An 18,245-nucleotide genomic window follows, 5' to 3' on the forward strand; every position below is an offset into this window, starting at 1 on the left:
TCAGTCGTCCCTCCCCGACTTATCAGACCGGTTCGACGTTTGCTGGTCGCTCTGCAGCCATTCATCGTGACCAGCATCGCTTGCCGGGGATGATTTTGAGGATGATGAGGACGAAGACGAGGGAACATTGTCCGCACGCCCGGGCGCATGCCGGGCACGCAGTTCTGTAAGCTTACCGGACGCTCGCTTAAATGCGCGGCGCACTATAAACGCCAAGCCGAAAAGGAACACCAATATAACTATGTTGAAAATCGGGATATGACGGTAACCGGGCTCTACAGGCCAGACTGACGTCGCATTCGGGAACATCGACAGAAGCGGGAGACGCCAGCCGTAATAGCGAATAGCAACTGCCGTGCCCTTCTCTTCGCGGGCAAAGACAGCCGCTTGCGTCTGAAGATTCGCGGAGTTGAGCTTAAAGTAAAGCCATGAGTCTTCGTTGCGGAACACGCGGACTTTGTCGCCGCCGATCACCCGGGTTTGAATCATGTAAACATCTCGGGTTCCAACCTCGACATCGGTACGTTTAACCTCAACGCCGACCACCTCGACAACGGAAACCCGCGGCAACACATAATGCAGGGCCAGGCCCATAACGATCAGGCAACACCCGATCAGGATAATTTTGAGTTTCTTCATATGCAGTTCCCTCGAGTTCTATTTCGCTCTGACAGTCTTCCGAGCTTTGGCCTAACAGCCTGAGTGAGTGTGTCACAGCGACGCTGCCCGGTCTTGCAGGAGTTTACTAGACTGCACGAAACCCTGCTCACTTTCGCGATCTCGATTGGTTTCCTGTTTACGCTCTTCTCTCTCAATTTTTTGGAGGCGTGGGAGCTCGGCTTTTAAAAGCGCTTTCACGTTATTTGAGTGCGGGATATCTAAAGAAGCTAAAGCCGCAATGCGCCCCGCCATAATGTCGGCTCTGCTGTCAGACCCTCTCATCGGGCTAACCGCTTCAATATAAATCTTGAGGACATCCAGCGGTTCAGGCGCATTTCGAAGAATAGCCACTGCTTGCTCGGATAGCTCTACCGTTCCACCTTTATGGCAAGATCCAAATGGAGCAATCGCATTGGAGACCAGCGCCCAAGCCCTTTCGTCACCTGCATTGCGGCACCAATTGACCAAATCCACTGGGCTGACGTCTTCAAGCGGGTTCTTCGAGTGTGACCTGCCTTCAAATGCGCGAAAACGCAAGTAATCCTGCATATTAGCAGGTTGTCTGACGCAGCCTCGTCCAGCAAACTGTCGACGAGCGGCCTATCAGATTTTGAAAGCTCTTCGAGCGCCCCTGACAAGACTCCGTAGTTGAATGTTTTTATGTCGAGGGCGCGTAATGCACCCAAAAGCATCAACCAAGTTTCGCGCGGCTTTACCGAACCGCTCATTAAGCCGCGGCCAAAAGCCATTTGGTAAGGCGCATAATTTTGTTCGAACAGCCTCGCAACAAAACCGTCCAGCAGGGCCGGTGTTGCCCCGATGGTTTCACCGTATTTAAATGCTCTGCTTTCTAGTCTCAGGCAAGCTTCTTCGCGTTTTTCAAGACTCGAATTATCGAATTTTTCCTCAAATAACCGGATATCATGACCAGGATTGACCACTAGCGCTTCAATCTCAGAAATAAGGTCTCGAGGGGCGAGATCGGCTTCCAGTTGTTCAAGGTGCGTTTTCGCCGTTCGCCGATCTGGCGTATCTATGGGGTCTCTATAGTCAAAATAGAGCGTTGAACGAACGGCGCGCCAACCTTCCAACCATGGCAAACCGTTGTTTATTTCTGCTGCGTGTTCAGAGAGGTCGGAACGAAGATCAGGGTACCGCCAAAGACTGCGAAACTTGCTAGCAATGAGGTGACGAGCCGAGCTTTCCAATTTTGGCCGTCCAGAGCTGGCGGCTTTGAACGCGATCCCCAGAAAGCGCTTTAACCATTCGAGACGCTCAGTGAAATTCGGGTTATATCCGAAGTCTCTAGGGCGCGCACCAAATTCGAAGGTGTTGAGGCCAGTCCATCGGCACGCCTCCAATGCCGAGTCTAACAGCTTAAGGCCAATTTCCTGCCGTAAATGACTATTGGCACTGAAACAATCCTCGACGATCGAGGCGCGCTGCTTCAACGTTGCGTGGGTCCCGGATAGGTGGATCTGAAACAATCCTTCAAGCTTCCCGCGTACGCTGTCATAGTTGTTTTTTGGGTCTTCATGTTCGGCAATTTTCAATAAAACTTCCACGGCCCGTTCAAAGTGATCAGGGTAATAGGCTATCCCGACTAGCAGATTGAGGACGACTGACCTAAAAATTCGTAGGCTTGAGGTCGGTGAGGACTTCGGTACCCGTCAAACTGCGTTCTATTAAATCCAACGTGCGCTCTGGGACTACCGGCGCAATATGCAAGAACAACTTCTGACCATGTTCATTGAGCCGCATCAGGTCGGACAACAGCCCGCCTTCGGACACCCAGCGGGTCACAATTTCGATTGCAACTGGGTGTTCGTGTAGAAAACCCAATCGCCGCCCAAAGGACTTGAGAAGGCGTGAACTGGCGCGGCGCTCAAATACGTCTACGAGAAGTTCGACCGGTATCTTATTGAGCGCCTCAGTCGCTAAGCGGTTCGCAACCGCGTGAGGTAAAACGGCTCTCCAACGAGATCTTTGTTGCGCCACTTGGCGTTCAACGAGTGTCTGGGCCGCTCTGTGCATGCGCAGCCGGCTATGTTCGCAGAGTTCACCCAGAAGGCTGAGTTCGTCCACTCCTTCCTCATCACTATTAACCGAAAATGAATAAACAAGTGATAGCGCTTCCGCCCGTTCCTTGAGTCCCGCGTCAAGATCGTGTCGCTGGAAAAACAAACGATTGAACAGTTGTTCGTCAGTGAGCTTCGACAATGTACCGTCAACCGGCGCGGACTCAGCGATTGCTAGCGCTAGCCGAGCATTGCCTTCCGAGAATTCGGCAATTTTTGCAGCGTTAAATTGTCCCAGTTCGGGGTGACGCCGCAGGAGCAGTGTTTCAGCGATCTTCGGCCCATGCGCTTCAATTTGTACAACTTCGGTCGTCTGCGATTTGTCTTCGCGGATGTCATATTCGACCGTAATGAGCTTCACGGAATTTGTTTTTGCGCGAAGACGGGCAGAAAGTGAGTTATGAAGGTCGGATGCGCAATTGTCCAAAACGACCGTAAGCGACGAGTCCTGCGCAAGAAGCGTATCAATCATGGCACGAGCCGATGGTTCCGGTTGATCCCCGATGTCAGTATAGATTACCGAGGTTCGATCTAGTGCACCTTCGCCAACACCTTCTTCAAATAACGCTTGGACAAACCGCGACTTACCTACGCCAGACAGGCCTGTAATTCTAATCGGCTTCCCAGACGACGAAATAAGGTGCCGAACTACAGGAAGAGCTTCTTCTAGAGTAAGACCATTTTTCCCAGTTGAAGGTACGTTGACTGTTACACCTTCTTCCAATATCAAAGTGTCATCGGCATCAGTCGGCGTGGCACTCCACCTGCCGAAGGCATGCCAACCAGATAAGGGCCGTCCGAGAGCCCCCCTCAGCCAAACGTGAACTGACGGATACTGACGCAACCAGCGATGAAGTCGTGACCGGTCATAGAAATCAAGTTGAAGTGAACCGGCCTCTGGCAGTGACTCAACAGCTCTGCGCATTGCTTCAATGCGTCTAGCATAGGTCGGAGGGGAGCAATCCTCTGTTGAAGCTATTATGTAAGCTCCTCCAGCTTCGACAAGTTCCTTCACAATGGGAGATGGTGTGCCATTTTCTAGCATTTCGTCGCGTATCTCAGCAGGCTGCATAGACTTTGCCTTGGCCTGAAAGACGGTATCGAGACGGGGCACAAAATCACCATCGAATTCCCCGCTTGAAATCGTGACTCGAACGTCGACACCGCCATCAGGTGCTTTGATCGAACCTGACCACATAACGTCCCTGAGCTTACCGCTGCGTGTAGCGAGTTCGGCTTCACATAAACGTGCGACAAGCTCTTCAAGCAGTGTATCGGACAAAGCAGCCAAGTCTTCTTTTTGCAATTCAATTATCGACAAAATAAAACCCCCATCTCAGGTTTTCAAACCATTGTACCGTTCATGTCGCCATAGAAAATTTGGTGCAGCGGCGACTTAAGAAAAAACACTTAACTATCTGAAAACGCGGGGGTCATCTCGAAGAAGCAGTTGCGGCATTGAAAGTAAATGTGGCGAGGGCAAAGAGTGCTGCCTCGATAGTCCGCAGCGTGGGCACTCTCAATTATCACTCAATTGGAGCGGCTTCCAGCTTACACAGGGCGGTCACCCATTCGTCGCGCCGAGGGTCTAAGCTCTGGGAACCGCCACCTCAAGTATCCGACTGCGTCATCTCGCGCTCGCCTATATGATTGAGCGGGACCATGCGCTTATGAAGTACCGCAAATACTACCAACTGCTGCCTACTTACAACGTAATAGATGACGTGACTGCTATAAGGAAAACTCAAAACATTCAGCCCAACATCTTGTTGACGCTTGCCCATGGCATGATTGTCAGAAAGCATGCGTATGGTTTTGCGCAGTTGTGCGAAGTATTTTTGGGATTGAGCCTTTCCCCATTGCTTTAGTGTGTACGTGCGTATTTGAACCAAGTCCGATCTCGCATCCAGGGTTAAGCGATAACCTGTCATCAATCGAAATGGCCTGCATCCAATTCGTCGAAAAACGACTCACCATCAACCAGCTTATCTGCATCAATATCTGCTTCGGCCTGTTCCACTCTGCCTTGCAAAAATCGTAACTTGAGCGCTTCGATACCCTCATACTCCTCTACTGAGATAATCACTGCTACCGGCTTACCGTTCTTGTTGATTTGAACCGGCGACCGCTGAGCTTTTAAAAGAAGATCGCCAAAGTGAGTTTTTGCCTCATTGGCCGAAAGTGCATCCATCGTTGCTGCCTCAATATCGTTCGATTTGAATACTCTAATCGATTCCAGCACTACTGGCGAATTTTGAGCTCTGTAAAAGCCACCAAGCCCAGCGTAATGCTGAGCTTGGTGGCTTTTACTATTTATTTGTATCGATCAAAGCCGGTCGTCCACCTACTCCCATTCGATGGTCGCCGGCGGCTTCGACGACACATCGTAAGTTACCCGTGATACGCCGCTGATTTCATTAATAATACGGTTAGACACGGTTTCCAGCAGTTCGTACGGCAAATGCGCCCAACGTGCGGTCATGAAATCGATGGTTTCTACAGCGCGCAGCGCGATCACCCATTCGTATCGGCGGGCGTCGCCTACTACGCCTACCGATTTCACCGGCAGAAAGACCGCAAAGGCCTGGCTGGTTTTGTGGTAATAATCGGCGCGGTGCAGCTCTTCCAGGAAGATGGCATCGGCGCGGCGCAAGATGTCGGCGTAGTCTTTTTTCACTTCGCCGAGAATGCGCACACCCAGGCCCGGGCCCGGGAACGGATGGCGATACACCATATCGTAAGGCAGGCCAAGTTCAAGACCGATGCGACGCACTTCGTCTTTGAACAGTTCGCGCAACGGCTCTACCAACTTCAGTTTCATGGTTTCCGGCAAGCCACCCACATTGTGGTGAGATTTGATCACGTGGGACTTGCCGGTTTTGGACGCAGCCGATTCAATCACGTCCGGATAAATAGTGCCTTGGGCCAGCCAGTGCACATTCTGAATGCGGGTAGCTTCTTCATCGAACACGTCGATGAATGTGTTACCGATCACTTTACGCTTTTGTTCGGGGTCACTGACGCCTTTGAGGTTAGTCAGGAAGCGTTCCTCGGCGTCGGCGCGAATAACTTTTACGCCCATGCTGCTGCCGAACATGTCCATCACCTGGTCGCCTTCATTCAGGCGCAGCAGGCCGTTATCAACAAACACGCAGGTTAGCTGATCGCCAATGGCTTTGTGCAGCAGCGCGGCGGTCACCGAGGAATCTACGCCGCCAGACAGGCCCAGCAGCACTTTGTCGGTGCCGACCTGTTCGCGAATTTTTTGCACGGCGTCGTCGACAATTTTGGCCGGAGTCCATAACGCTTCGCAGCCGCAGATGTTCATCACGAAGTGTTCCAGAATGCGCTTACCCTGCAAGGTATGAGTCACTTCCGGATGGAACTGCAGGCCGTAAAGATGGCGGGACAGATCTTGCATGGCTGCAATAGGTGCGCTTTCGGTGGATGCCAGAAGTTCGAAACCTTCGGGCATGGCAACCACTTTGTCGCCGTGGCTCATCCACACGTCCAGCAGCGATTCGCCGGTCACAGTCAAGTGGTCGGTGATGTCTTGCAGCAACGGGCCTTTAGCGCGCACTTTTACTTGGGCGTAGCCAAACTCGCGCTTTTCCGAACTCGCCACCCGGCCGCCCAACTGCTCGGCCATGGTTTGCATGCCGTAGCAAATACCCAATACAGGAATACCACGATCAAACAGGCCGTCAGGCGCGCGCGGGCCACTCAACTCGGTGACCGACTCAGGACCACCGGCCAGCAGAATGCCCTTGGGATTGAAGGCTTCAAGCTCTTCAGTACTGATGTCAAAAGCGCGCACTTCGCAATAAACGCCGATGTCCCGAACCCGGCGGGCAATCAGCTGGGTGTACTGGGAACCGAAATCTAGAATCAGGATGCGGTGATCGTGAATGTCGTGGGCCATGGAATCCTCGGGGAAATTAGCAATGCGGCCCCAACAATGGGGCCGCATAAAAAAACCTGTGATCAGCTAACGCGGTAGTTCGGTGCTTCTTTGGTGATGGTCACATCGTGAACGTGACTCTCGCGCATACCGGCACCGGTGATGCGCACAAACCGAGGCTTGTTGCGCATATCGGTTATGGTGGCACTGCCGGTGTAACCCATCGCAGCGCGCAGGCCGCCCATCAGCTGATGAATAATGTTGCGCATCGGGCCCTTACAAGCGACGCGGCCTTCAATACCTTCCGGAACCAGCTTTTCTATGCCTTTGCTGGCATCCTGAAAATAACGGTCGCTGGAACCCTGGCCCATGGCGCCGATTGAACCCATGCCCCGATAGGCCTTATAACTGCGGCCCTGGAACAGCTCGATTTCACCCGGGGCTTCGTCGGTGCCGGCCAGCAGGCTGCCGATCATCACACAGTGGGCGCCGGCCGCAATAGCCTTGGCGATATCACCGGAGAAGCGCAAACCACCGTCGGCAATCAGCGGAACGTCACTGTTTTTCAGGGCCTCAGCCACGCTGGACACCGCTGAAATCTGCGGCACGCCCACACCGGCTACAATGCGGGTGGTACAGATGGAACCCGGGCCGATACCCACCTTCACCGCATCTGCTCCGGCGTCAACCAGGGCAAGGGCAGCCTCAGCTGTGGCGATATTGCCGCCAATCACCTGCAGTTCGGGGTAATGTTCCTTAATCCAGCGCACACGATCAAGCACACCGCGGGAATGGCCGTGAGCCGTATCCACCACAATTACGTCAACACCGGCTTCCGCCAGAGCTATCACGCGGGCTTCAGTGTCGCCGCCGGTGCCGACGGCCGCGCCAACACGCAGGCGGCCCTGGTCGTCTTTACTCGCCAGCGGGTAGTCTTTGGACTTCTGAATGTCTTTTGCTGTAACCAAGCCGCGTAGCTGGAAATTATCGTTTACCACCAGGATTTTCTCGATGCGGTGGCGGTGCAGGAGTTCTTTCACCGATTCCAGATCGGCGCCTTCTTTCACCGTAACCAGCTTTTCTTTGGGCGTCATGATGTCACGCACAAGCGTGTCCATGCTGCTCTCAAAGCGGATATCGCGACCCGTAACAATGCCCACCAGCTCGCTGCCGTCTACTACCGGCAGGCCGGAAATATTATTGGCCATGGTAATTTCGACCAACTCACGTACGGTGTTCTCGGGTTTGACCGTAATAGGGTCTTTTACCACGCCGCTTTCAAACTTCTTCACCTTACGCACTGCGGCGGCCTGCTGCTCCGGGCTCATATTTTTGTGCATAATGCCGATGCCGCCTTCTTGGGCCATGGCAATCGCCAGCTCTGCGTCTGTCACTGTATCCATGGCCGCCGACACCAGCGGGACATTCAGTGTGATGGTTCGTGTCAGGCGTGTGCGAAGGTCGGCTTCGTGGGGCAGAACCTCGGAGTAACCGGGCACCAACAGTACGTCATCAAATGTGAGAGCTTCTTCGGCAATTCGCAGCATTGGGATCGGCCTTTTGAACGTGCTAAATTTAAACCTTGGCAAGGGCATAGAAAAGTGCCGCTGCAAAGTAGAATTCTTAATCGCGTTATTATAAAGATCTGTTGCAGCCCAGTAAACCGCACAGTTTCTCACCAAAGGTTGCATGTATCTGAATTTTAATCAGTTTACATTCAATTTATTCGGCTATTGCGTATAAAAATATGGGGATTTTTTGGTGAATGATGCCTTTCAGGACACCCGGTCGCGGGCGCTCAGCGTTAGTGAGCTGAATCATCAGGCCCGTCACCTGCTGGAAACCAGCTTCATGCAGGTTTGGGTTGAAGGCGAATTGTCGGGGTTTTCACGCCCTTCTTCCGGGCACTGGTACTTTTCTTTGAAGGATAGTAACTGCCAGATTCGTTGTGCCATGTTCCGCGGCGCCAATCAGCGGGTTCGCCCGGCGCCAAAAGAAGGCGAACTGGTGCGAATTCGCGGCAAAGTAACCTTGTACGAGAACCGCGGCGACTTCCAGATTATTGTCGAGCACCTGGAGCCAGCCGGCGCGGGCGCCCTACAGCAAGCGTTTGAAGCGTTAAAATTAAAGCTCTTTAACGAGGGCCTGTTTAGCACCGAGCGCAAAAAACCCATACCCGCCCTGCCCCGACATATCGGCGTGGTTACCTCCCCAACGGGTGCTGCGATTCACGACATACTCACGGTGCTGGCTCGGCGTTGCCCGGGCATTCCAGTCACACTTTACCCAACCGCGGTGCAAGGCCAGGCGGCAACCGCAGACATAGTCGCTGCCATCGGCCGGGCTGTCGCCCACAATCGCGCGGACGTGCTGATTATTGGCCGCGGCGGCGGTTCGTTGGAAGATTTGTGGTGCTTTAACGAAGAAGCCGTAGCCCGCGCCATTGCCGCCTGCCCTATTGCCACCGTCAGCGCCGTGGGGCACGAGGTAGACACCACCATTGCCGATTACGTAGCGGATTTGCGGGCGCCGACACCGTCAGCAGCGGCGGAAAAAATATCGCCAGACCAGAGCATCTGGTTACGTCAATTACAGGCCATCAGCGAACGCCTGCAGGCTGCAGTGGGGCGCCAACACACGGCGCTTGAAAACAGACTGTTGCAGCTTTCCACGCGATTAAAAGATCCGCGCCGTAGCCTGCAGGAAAAAGCGCAGCGCCTGGATGGGCTGGATGTGCGCCTGAGCCGCGCAATCGCTCAGATAACCCAGCGCTTGCATATGCGTACCGACCATTTGCAACAGCGCCTGACCATGCAATCACCTAGCAGGCAACTGGCCAGCGCCAGCGAACGTGTGTTGCGGGCAACAACAGGCTTGAATCTGGCCATTGAGCAAGCGCTTAAAATCCGCCGTGGGCAACTGGATTACGCAGCGCAAACCCTGAATCTGGTGAGCCCCTTGGCCACTCTGGGGCGGGGCTACGCCATTGTAAAAGACGACCAGGGCAAGATTGTGCGGCATGCCGGGCAGCTTGAAGCCGGCCAGGCCATCAGCGCCCGAGTGGCCAGCGGCACCGTTCACGCCCAAGTGACGAGTTGCAATGAATCTTGATGCAGCGCGACTCATTTTGATGGAGCCTAGGGGCTGCTGACAATTCACATCGGTAGCCGTAGAAACGCGCAAGCCATAGACACGATGCTGTCATAAGGTGCCCCACCGTCTCCGGTTCTTGCAAACCGGATTCTGAAAGATGCCTTGGATCGGTGGTTAACGGCTATTCACAAAGACATTCCATTCTGTCGTTATGCTGACATAACTCGGGTGCTTCCGGGTTACCCGCCGCCGTGCCATTGCCTGATGAGCCGGAACCATCAAAACATGCTGCCAGCGGCAAGACGCTGGCAGCAATCATGGACACGAAAAAACAAACGCGTCATGTAAACCCATCCCATTGAGTGTCATTGCGGGAAAGAGTCTGCGTGTTTATTATTTTTGGAATATCATAGCGTTAGGCGCTACATAGAAATTCACTCAAGCTCGTCGACAAGCAGAAACGTTCAATCCTCCGGCATCTGCCCGTTAGCAGCCTTGGCCTGTCTTCCGAGCTCAGCAGCCAGGTTTATAGCCATACTTAAGCCTCGGCGGGCGTCTTCGTCTTTGCTTAACCGCCGCAGGCTTTGCCAGATTGTCGGCGGGGTTTCGTCATGAGCAGCCTGGACTGCTGCATATCTCAGAGCGTTGCTGATAGCCCAGGCACCGCCAATGCCCTCTTCATAGAGTGCCATCAACTTTTGCACCATATTATCATCCGCCATTTCGATAACGTCGGAGGTCGCTGCGAGCAAATCAATTATGTTGTGCAGCCGCCGCCCCTGTATTATCGGCGCTGCTTTCGTGATCAGATCCGATAGACCGTCCAGTGTTGCCTGGTCCTGCAATTCCGGCGACGTTTTCAGTAATTGCTCAAGCGAATGAGGCGCTGAAACTGTTGTGGATTCGTTGTTCATTTTGCTCTCCTTGTCAGACCAGCCCACGGGCGACAGACCAATAAATGCCTCGGTTAAATCCCTTACGCATTAACCCGCCGATTTTGGTTGGTGGCGTCGGTATGACATCTACATCGTAGTCGTACCAAAGCGGCATGCCGACTTCCATACCCATTTGGGCGATGGCCTGTACCCTTCCATCGTATTCAGCCGGGGTTTCACCAAACCGCATCAGGCCAGCAATGTTGTTGCAGATTACCGGCGACTGGTTATGGCAACTTCCACCTGCCTTACTGATAGGCAGATCGACCGTGTCGCCCATTACGAACACGTTTTCATAGCCTTCAAGTTGCAGCGAATGGCGATCTGTCGGCAACCATCCTTCGTTGTTGGGAGCCTGAGAGGCACCCGAATTAATAACCGCATCTACGGCTCGAATGGGCGGGGTCTGCATCAGAATATCGAAATCTTCTTCGTCTCCTTCCTCGGAAATCGCCACCTTACGCTCGGGGTCAACGCTTGCAAGGGTAAAACCGCGTTTGTGTTTGATGTTTTTTGAATCGAAAATAGACGGCAGAACTGCACCTGTATCTTTCTGCAAGAACAAACAGTTACGGACAAGTTGTGAAACAGTCGGATACGTGTAAACGATCTCTATCTGATCTCTTACACCTCGCTTGCGCAGAAATTCATCGAGCATCAGGGTGGTTTCCATCGGCGCAATGCCACACTGGTGTGGAACGTTAGGCGTCGTCGGAAAGGTAACGCCGATAAATATACGGCCTTTTTCGATGGTCGAAATTTTCTTGTACAGTTCTCGTGCAGGATCGTGCTGATAGAAATGATCGCCAGCTTCTTTAAGACCGCTTATGCGCTCTGGTGAGGGAATGCAGCCAGTCGACACAACAAGGTAGTCATAATCATAACTCTTACCCGAAGCCATTCTCAGGCGACTGTCCTTAAACTCAAAGCCTTCAACCTCGTCAAGAACGAAGTCGATTTCCGGGCGCAGTAACGAGGCCTGTGGGCGGCGCAGCTCGTTTTTGTAGAATGCACCGAATGCGACGTACATAAAGGCGGGCTTGTAATAGTGCCATGGACTGTTTGATATCAGGGTAACGCGTGCCTTGCCCCTGACTATCTCCGGGTAGAGTTTTGCGACCAGGTTATTTGCGGTCATTGTGCCGCCAATACCCCCGCCAACCACGATGATGTTCTGAACCATGTTATATCTCCTTGAGGGATATAGATGCCTCTTAAATATCGTTTTTATTAGGACTCGCCGTGTCTCTCCTTTGAAAAAATTTCCTGTAGTGCCCTGAAGGGTAATAATGCAGAGTCATGCCGGGACGGCATGAATGCCGCGTGTTGAAAAATCGCTAACTCAGGCCAGATCAAAGCGTTTTGAGGTGGGACATCATTTTTTAAAATCTGCTCCAGCTGACTCTGAACGGACTGAAGCTTTTCCGCTGTCATTCCTGGTGCACGTTCATAAACGATCGCGGTTGTTGCCTGCCCCAGTGAGCAGGCCCTAACTTGGTAGCCAAGCTTTTTGATCCGGTTTTCTTCAATTATCGCGTCGAGTGTCAGCCGGCTGCCGCAGAGCTGTCGGCTGTGTACGGTAGTCGTTCGCACATTCGGTCCCGACAATCTGCGATCACGCCGCACTTGTGTGATATAGCGCTTCAGACTTAGCACAAACTCTTCAGCACTAAGCGCGCTTCCCAGGTTCTCGACATCACCCAACGTTTCACCTCACCCATTTGGTAGCAACCTTATTAGCACACTAGCAAATAGAATAAAAAATATACAGCTATCCCCGAAGCTTACTCAGCAGCTCTTCAGCAATATCCACCCTCACCTTCCCCAATCTGACCAGATCTTTCGCCACGGCTTCGATCTCTGCACCGAGCGCACCTGCCATCAACGCTATGTTCTTGGCGTGCAGTGCCATGTGGCCTTTCTGGATTCCGGTGGTCGCCAGGGCTTTCAAGGCGGAAAAATTCTGTGCCAACCCAACGGCAGCAATGGTGCGCGCTAATTGCTCCGCACTTGTAACGGCCATGATATCCAGGGCAATGCGTGCGGTAGGATGGGATTTGGTTGCCCCTCCTATTAACCCCACGGGCATGGGTATTTCGATCATGCCGGTCAGGTTGCCATTACGGTCTGCCTCCCAGTGGCTCAACGAACGATAGCGGCCGGTTTGTGCTGCGTATGCGTGAGCACCGGCTTCAACCGCACGGGTGTCATTGCCTGTGGCGAGCACTACCGCACTGACGCCGTTCATAATGCCTTTGTTGTGAGTGGCAGCACGGTATGGGTCGATGTCGGCGAACTCGTAGGCGGCCAGGATACCGTCACGTACTGATTCGCCCCCGATCGCATCCAGCGTCCAGGTTGCACGTGCTCTCGCCAGCCTGCGATCAGCAAGATTCGACAGAATACGCAGGTAAGTTCGTCCTCTTGTCCATTCTGCAATCAGCGGTGCAACGGCTTCCGCCATGGAATTCACGGCGTTGGCTCCCATGGCATCCCGGGTGTCCACAATAAGATGTGTGATCACCATGGTGCCCGTCTTGCGGCCCTCCAGAACACGAACTTCCACGTCGCGGAATCCGCCACCATGCTTGAGCAGCACCGGGTCGGTTTCGTCGCAAACCTGCTTGATGTCTGCTTTGTGTTCCAGGATCTGCAAACGGGCAAACTTCGGGTTGGGCACATCAACCAACTGAATCTGGGCAATCATCAGTGAGCCCGACATGGAGGTGATAAAACCTCCGGAGTCCCGACATTGGCGCGCAGCGTTGCATACCGCCGCGACGACTGAAGACTCCTCTGTGGCCATCGGAATCAACGTATCCTGCTGATCCACCATCATGTTGGTCGCAACGCCAATGGGAATGTTCATGGTCCCGATGGCGTTCTCAATCATTGAGTCTGCGATCTCTGCGTCCAGATTGCCCGTGTTGCCCATGTGGTCTGCAACGTCTGGGGCCAGGCCAGCCACTTCGATGACTTTCTCCAGGCGCTCGTGCATGGAAAGGTTGTGAAAACCGGAAATACGAGAATTTTGGGTAGACATGTAATCAATCTCCGCCATTAAAGAATCAGGAAACCAGGCGCTGGGATAGCTGATTGGGCAGCCATGTGACCAGGTCCGGGAACAACATGAACAGAATCAGCGCCAGAATTTGCAATACGAGGAATGGGAGGATTGCCCGATAGACAGTCTCCATTCCAATTCCTGGCGGCAATACCCCTTTGATATAAAAAAGCGTGTAGCCGAATGGCGGAGTGATATATGCCATTTGTGCGGTAATCAGAAACAACACACCAAACCACACTGGATCGAAACCAAACGAACTGATGATTGGCATGAACACCGGTACACACAGCAGAATGATGCCGATTTCATCCAGGAACAGGCCCAATAGAACGAGAAGGCCCATCATCGCCAGCAGCACCAGCCAACGGTTGAGCTCAAGGTTTTCAATGAACATCAGCAGCGAATCGGCACCTCCGATCCCGGTAAAGATCGAAACAAAGATTTTGGCGCCTATGGTGATCCACATGATCATGGTGGTAACGCGCAGCGTATCCATGGCCGCATCACTGAGATTTCCGATCGTAAACTGGCCCTGCAGCATCGCGGACAACATCGCCCCCACTACCCCAACCGCAGCGGCTTCCGTAGGCGTGGCGATCCCGGCGTAAATACTGCCCAGAACACTGAACACAATCAGGGTGGGTAAAAACAACGATTTCAAGGAGCCGAACATTTCAAACCAGCTCACTTCGATGTGTTCCGGAGTGGGCGCAAGGCTGGGTTTGAGCATGGTTCGGATAACCACGTAGCTTACGTAAAGCCCGGATAGCACCATCCCTGGCACTATCCCGGCAGCAAACATTTTGCCTACGGATATCTGGGCAGTAGCGGCATACACAATGGTGATGATGGAGGGCGGAATCTGGAATTTGACCCATTTCTGATCGTCTTTTTTAAACTCTTCTACGTTCACCGCGTGCAGCGATGAGGTTTTGGCGCCGGTATCCAGTCACGCTTTAAGCCTCAGGCCTGTGTCGTTCATCATGACCAATGCTACAAAGCCCAAGATCTCAGAACCGACGCGTCGCTTTTAGGCGCTGTTTCTCCCAGCGCTGCAGTTGGGAAAATGAGCGGCTTAGCGAGTGGTGAAAAGACAAGAAAATTTATTCAATTCCTCCTGCAACACTCTGTAAACAAGGGGAAAATTGATGACAAATTTTCTTCAAGCTCTGAGTCTAAAGGTCGTATTTCGTTAATGATTCCGGCAAATGAGTTCTGAAACCGGATGTGCGCAGCCACTCTGTCCAGCGCATAACCGATGCTGTTTAGATCGCGATAGAATCCGAACCAGTCGTGAGAAACCATATGCCGCGTTCTGCTCATATCAGGTGTCATCAAGTCTTCGTTATCCTGCAGCTTTGTATACACCTCGCTGATAAAGGTATTCTGGCCGGCATCGGTAAACTCATTCCAATGCCGCAGAAGAAAGTGGCCATACAAGACATCCAGAGCATCGGATTTCTTAAGGGCAAAGGCACTTGGAAGCACTACTCATTCTTCTTGGCGTGGGCCTCGTACTGTTTATCCCCGTGTGTTCGGTTCTGAGCAAGACCTATGAAGCCAGGCAAGTAACCCACGCCCCGGGGACGGATTTCAAATCCGTCCCCATGTACATGATTTGCGACACGCTCGACAGCGCAGCCTAACCAAAATAGAGTATCATTATTCAAACACATACCTTCAAGGATTGAAGATATGCTCAAGGCAAATGGACTGCAGTTCACCGCACAAGTCGGTGAGTTTCCCTCTGAAGTATTTTCCGTTGTTGCCTTCGAACTAACAGAAAGCCTGTCACAGCTGTGCTATGGCCGCCTGCAATTGGCCAGCACCGATTGTGATATCGATGCCAGCGATGTTCTGGAACAATCGGTTGACCTGGTAATATGGCAAAACAGCGAGCCACTGCGGCGCTTTACCGGCGTGGTCAGCGACTTTGTCATTTGTGACAGCGGCCACCACCGCACCCACTATGAAATCGTGCTGCAGTCGCCTCTGTGGCGCCTTGAGTTGATGTACAACAGTCGTATTTTTCAGGGCCAGACCACAGAGTCCATTGCCAGCGCGCTTCTGCAAGAACGCGGAATATCCGCTGTAGCGTTTCAACTGAAGTGCCGTGGCGACGTTCGGGAATACTGCGTTCAGCACCGGGAGAGTGATCTGGCCTTTATCCAACGCCTGGCGGCGGAAGAAGGTTGGCATTACCGCTACGGTCACGGCAGTGTAGACGCCAGCCGGCAGCCCACGGTTATTTTTGCAGACCATCACGGTGACGGCCCAAGATTGGACGCCGCAGAATACAACGCCAAAGCGGGTGGTAGCAGCCAGCAACCCGCCGTATTTCGCTTGTGCTCCGAAGAACGCGTAAAAGCCTCGGCCGTGGTGATGAAAGACTACACCTTCAAAAATCCGGCTTACGCCATGATGCATGAACACCATGCGGCCCTCGAAAACCAACGCCAGGATTACCAACACTTCGACTACCCCGGCCGATTCAAAGCCGACGCCAGCGGCAAGCGTTTTACCCAAGCGCGCCTGGATGCGCTTCGAAATGACGCCAACACCGCCACGGGTGCCAGCAACCGGCCAGATTTCACCTGCGGTGCGAAAGTGAAGCTCACCAATCACAATCACGAGAGCATGAACCGCGACTGGCTGCTAACCAGCGTCACCCATACCGGCAAACAGCCTCAGGCATTAGAGCAAGAAGCTGGCGCCGAACCCACCACCTATCACAACGCGTTCAGCGCCATACCCGCCAATAAAACCTGGCGCCCCGATTTACCCCAAGGGGACGGATTTCAAATCCGTCCCCGACCTGTCTCCGATCTGCCCGAGGGGGACGGATTTCAAATCCGTCCCCAATCTCGCTCGCTTCCCCGACCTGTGATGGACGGGCCACAAATGGCCATCGTCACAGGCCCGGAGGGTGAAGAAATCCACTGCGACGAACACGGCCGGGTAAAAGTCCGTTTCCCCTGGGACCGGCGGCCGCTATCCGGCAATGCCGAAAGCAGCGCGAACAACCAACACAGCAGTGCCTGGCTCCGGGTTAGCCAGGGTTGGGCCGGTGGTCAATATGGTTTTATGGCCCTGCCCAGAATTGGAAGCGAAGTCATCGTCTCCTTCCTGGACGGCGACCCGGATCAGCCCATCATCACCGGCTGCACCTACAACGCCACCAGCATGCCGCCCTACGCGCTGCCGCAATACAAAACCCGCACCGTCCTGAAAACCCAGACTCACAAGGGCGAGGGCAGCAACGAAGTGCGCTTTGAAGACGAAGCAGAAAAACAACAGGTGTATATTCACGCTCAGAAAAACCTGGACCTGCTCACCGAAAACAACCGCACCGAAGTTATCAAAAATGACAGCCATCTGACCGTGGAGAAAATCCGGATAAGCCACGTCAAAGCCAGCGAACACGAAACCATAGGCGGAGGAAAACGAGAGCGCACAGGCAAAGACCACAGCTTCAGCGTCACCGGCACACTGCACCTCAAAGCCGGAACCGCCTGGCTCAACGAGGCCGGTACAGAGTTGCACATCAAGGCGGGTCAAAAGGTAGTGGTAGAAGCGGGTGCAGAAATCACTCTCAAAGCCGGCGGTAGTTTCGTGAAAATTGATCCCAGCGGTGTCGCCATGGGCGGAGCGTCTATCAAAATGAATGCTGGTGGTGGTGCTGGTGGGGGAAGTGGGCAAAAGGTTCAGGTGCCGGAGATGCCGGGGTTGGTGGAGAAGAACGGTGGGGCTGTGGCGCCTGTTAAGTTAGCGGATGTTGGACAGCGGGCGAATGCCAAACCAAAACCAATAGTTGCCCATCGATTAAAGCAAGCAAGAATAAACAGGTCTGCGGTGGTGGAGCGTTGTCAGGAACGGCCAGACGGCTCTTGCCCCTTGAGCAATTGCCCGTGTGGTAAAGCGCAGCCGGTATAAATGGAGATGTCGTACACCATGGTCAGTTCAACCGACACGCGCTATCTGGTGCTGGAGTCAAGGCAGAAAAAGACGTTACTTCAGGCGCTCTACGATATCTCCGATAATCCTCAATGGGCCTATCTGTTCGCGGATAGCGAGTGGCAAGACTACCTGGATGAAAGCCCGATTCTGTTGGAAACGGTACAGAACAGCGCAGAATATCGCTGGGCACTGATGGGCCTCGAAGACGAAAGTTTGAGTGGTTTGATTTTAGAGTCTACACAGGGTCTGGATGCTGTAGTCAGTTGGTTAAGAGCCCGGCTGACCGTGTGTTTTGACGGCGATCGGAAAGGACTTTTGCGGCTCTACGACCCAAAGATTTGGCGCAGTCTGGCGGTAAAATCAATGCCGGACGCTGAGATCATTGATCGCGCAATATACTGGTACGGCAAGCCCGGTCAGCAGCGCTGGGTAATGGATGAAAACCCGGAGCCGATTGCCATGTCACCAATGCCGACACTGAACGAGCAACAGTGGCTGGCACTGAATGACGCCAGCGCCGGATCATGAATTTATTGTTTTAAGGGAAAGGAATC

17 protein-coding genes are annotated in these 18,245 nt (G+C 53.3%); 3 read left to right on the forward strand and 14 right to left on the reverse strand.

Annotation, left to right across the window (positions count from 1 at the left end):
• The 8 genes from MIH19_RS12305 to guaB form a co-directional block, all read right to left on the reverse strand.
• Positions 1-639, reverse strand: coding sequence for a DUF1523 family protein (locus tag MIH19_RS12305; protein WP_249005163.1), 639 nt, complete (start codon positions 637-639; stop codon positions 1-3).
• Positions 640-711: 72 nt separating this feature from the next.
• On the reverse strand, positions 712-1,011 hold the full coding sequence (locus tag MIH19_RS12310) for a hypothetical protein (RefSeq protein WP_249005164.1): 300 nt from the start codon (positions 1,009-1,011) through the stop codon (positions 712-714).
• A gap of 17 nt (positions 1,012-1,028) precedes the next feature.
• Positions 1,029-2,213, reverse strand: a complete 1,185-nt coding sequence (locus MIH19_RS12315) for a hypothetical protein (RefSeq protein ID WP_249005165.1) — start codon at positions 2,211-2,213, stop codon at positions 1,029-1,031.
• Positions 2,214-2,286: 73 nt separating this feature from the next.
• Positions 2,287-4,059, reverse strand: a complete 1,773-nt coding sequence (locus MIH19_RS12320) for a hypothetical protein (protein WP_249005166.1) — start codon at positions 4,057-4,059, stop codon at positions 2,287-2,289.
• 289 nt (positions 4,060-4,348) lie between these two features.
• On the reverse strand, positions 4,349-4,669 hold the full coding sequence (locus tag MIH19_RS12325) for a type II toxin-antitoxin system RelE/ParE family toxin (RefSeq protein WP_249005167.1): 321 nt from the start codon (positions 4,667-4,669) through the stop codon (positions 4,349-4,351).
• Positions 4,669-4,929, reverse strand: a complete 261-nt coding sequence (locus MIH19_RS12330) for a type II toxin-antitoxin system Phd/YefM family antitoxin (RefSeq protein WP_249005168.1) — start codon at positions 4,927-4,929, stop codon at positions 4,669-4,671. Before MIH19_RS12330 ends, MIH19_RS12325 begins: the two co-directional genes overlap by 1 nt.
• A 153-nt stretch (positions 4,930-5,082) precedes the next feature.
• Positions 5,083-6,660 carry a glutamine-hydrolyzing GMP synthase gene (guaA, locus tag MIH19_RS12335; RefSeq protein WP_249009000.1) on the reverse strand — a complete coding sequence of 526 codons (1,578 nt, stop codon included), beginning with the start codon at positions 6,658-6,660 and terminating at the stop codon, positions 5,083-5,085.
• Between the two features lie 62 nt (positions 6,661-6,722).
• On the reverse strand, positions 6,723-8,186 hold the full coding sequence (gene guaB, locus MIH19_RS12340) for an IMP dehydrogenase (protein ID WP_249005169.1): 1,464 nt from the start codon (positions 8,184-8,186) through the stop codon (positions 6,723-6,725).
• Between the two features lie 214 nt (positions 8,187-8,400).
• Here guaB and xseA point away from each other — a divergent pair, with 214 nt between their 5' ends.
• A complete protein-coding gene (xseA, locus tag MIH19_RS12345; RefSeq protein ID WP_249005170.1) occupies positions 8,401-9,750 on the forward strand; it encodes an exodeoxyribonuclease VII large subunit in 1,350 nt (449 codons plus the stop codon).
• Between the two features lie 446 nt (positions 9,751-10,196).
• On the opposite strand, the gene MIH19_RS12350 is transcribed toward xseA, so the two are convergent.
• From MIH19_RS12350 to MIH19_RS12375, 6 genes are all read right to left on the reverse strand, one after another.
• Entirely contained in the window at positions 10,197-10,646 is a 450-nt protein-coding gene (locus tag MIH19_RS12350) for a DUF1641 domain-containing protein (RefSeq protein ID WP_249005171.1), read from the reverse strand.
• Between the two features lie 13 nt (positions 10,647-10,659).
• The gene (locus MIH19_RS12355; protein WP_249005172.1) at positions 10,660-11,850 is read right to left on the reverse strand and encodes an FAD/NAD(P)-binding oxidoreductase; all 1,191 of its coding nucleotides are present in this window, start codon (positions 11,848-11,850) and stop codon (positions 10,660-10,662) included.
• Between the two features lie 47 nt (positions 11,851-11,897).
• Positions 11,898-12,371 (reverse strand): hypothetical protein, encoded by a 474-nt coding sequence (locus MIH19_RS12360; RefSeq protein WP_249005173.1) that lies wholly within the window; start codon positions 12,369-12,371, stop codon positions 11,898-11,900.
• 67 nt (positions 12,372-12,438) lie between these two features.
• The gene (locus MIH19_RS12365) at positions 12,439-13,710 is read right to left on the reverse strand and encodes a hydroxymethylglutaryl-CoA reductase, degradative (protein ID WP_249005174.1); all 1,272 of its coding nucleotides are present in this window, start codon (positions 13,708-13,710) and stop codon (positions 12,439-12,441) included.
• 25 nt (positions 13,711-13,735) lie between these two features.
• A complete protein-coding gene (locus MIH19_RS12370; RefSeq protein WP_249005175.1) occupies positions 13,736-14,647 on the reverse strand; it encodes a TRAP transporter large permease subunit in 912 nt (303 codons plus the stop codon).
• 194 nt (positions 14,648-14,841) lie between these two features.
• Positions 14,842-15,222 (reverse strand): acyl carrier protein phosphodiesterase, encoded by a 381-nt coding sequence (locus tag MIH19_RS12375; protein ID WP_249005176.1) that lies wholly within the window; start codon positions 15,220-15,222, stop codon positions 14,842-14,844.
• 207 nt (positions 15,223-15,429) lie between these two features.
• On the opposite strand from MIH19_RS12375, the gene tssI reads away from it, so the two are divergent.
• Together tssI and MIH19_RS12385 are read left to right on the forward strand one after the other, a co-directional pair.
• Entirely contained in the window at positions 15,430-17,667 is a 2,238-nt protein-coding gene (gene tssI, locus MIH19_RS12380; protein WP_249005177.1) for a type VI secretion system tip protein TssI/VgrG, read from the forward strand.
• 18 nt (positions 17,668-17,685) lie between these two features.
• Positions 17,686-18,219, forward strand: a complete 534-nt coding sequence (locus MIH19_RS12385; RefSeq protein WP_249005178.1) for a DUF4123 domain-containing protein — start codon at positions 17,686-17,688, stop codon at positions 18,217-18,219.
• The last annotated feature ends 26 nt before the right edge of the window (positions 18,220-18,245 follow it).

It is taken from the genome of Marinobacter sp. M1C (genome assembly GCF_023314135.1).
Lineage (GTDB): Bacteria > Pseudomonadota > Gammaproteobacteria > Pseudomonadales > Oleiphilaceae > Marinobacter.

Excerpts from the sequence above, each read along its gene's own strand:
- MIH19_RS12365 (WP_249005174.1), bottom strand. The coding sequence starts at position 13,710 with ATGTCTACCCAAAATTCTCGTATTTCCGGTTTTCACAACCTTTCCATG.
- guaB (WP_249005169.1), bottom strand. The coding sequence starts at position 8,186 with ATGCTGCGAATTGCCGAAGAAGCTCTCACATTTGATGACGTACTGTTG.
- MIH19_RS12330 (WP_249005168.1), bottom strand. The coding sequence starts at position 4,929 with ATGGATGCACTTTCGGCCAATGAGGCAAAAACTCACTTTGGCGATCTT.
- MIH19_RS12385 (WP_249005178.1), top strand. The coding sequence starts at position 17,686 with ATGGTCAGTTCAACCGACACGCGCTATCTGGTGCTGGAGTCAAGGCAG.
- MIH19_RS12355 (WP_249005172.1), bottom strand. The coding sequence starts at position 11,850 with ATGGTTCAGAACATCATCGTGGTTGGCGGGGGTATTGGCGGCACAATG.
- guaA (WP_249009000.1), bottom strand. The coding sequence starts at position 6,660 with ATGGCCCACGACATTCACGATCACCGCATCCTGATTCTAGATTTCGGT.
- tssI (WP_249005177.1), top strand. The coding sequence starts at position 15,430 with ATGCTCAAGGCAAATGGACTGCAGTTCACCGCACAAGTCGGTGAGTTT.
- MIH19_RS12350 (WP_249005171.1), bottom strand. The coding sequence starts at position 10,646 with ATGAACAACGAATCCACAACAGTTTCAGCGCCTCATTCGCTTGAGCAA.
- MIH19_RS12305 (WP_249005163.1), bottom strand. The coding sequence starts at position 639 with ATGAAGAAACTCAAAATTATCCTGATCGGGTGTTGCCTGATCGTTATG.
- MIH19_RS12325 (WP_249005167.1), bottom strand. The coding sequence starts at position 4,669 with ATGACAGGTTATCGCTTAACCCTGGATGCGAGATCGGACTTGGTTCAA.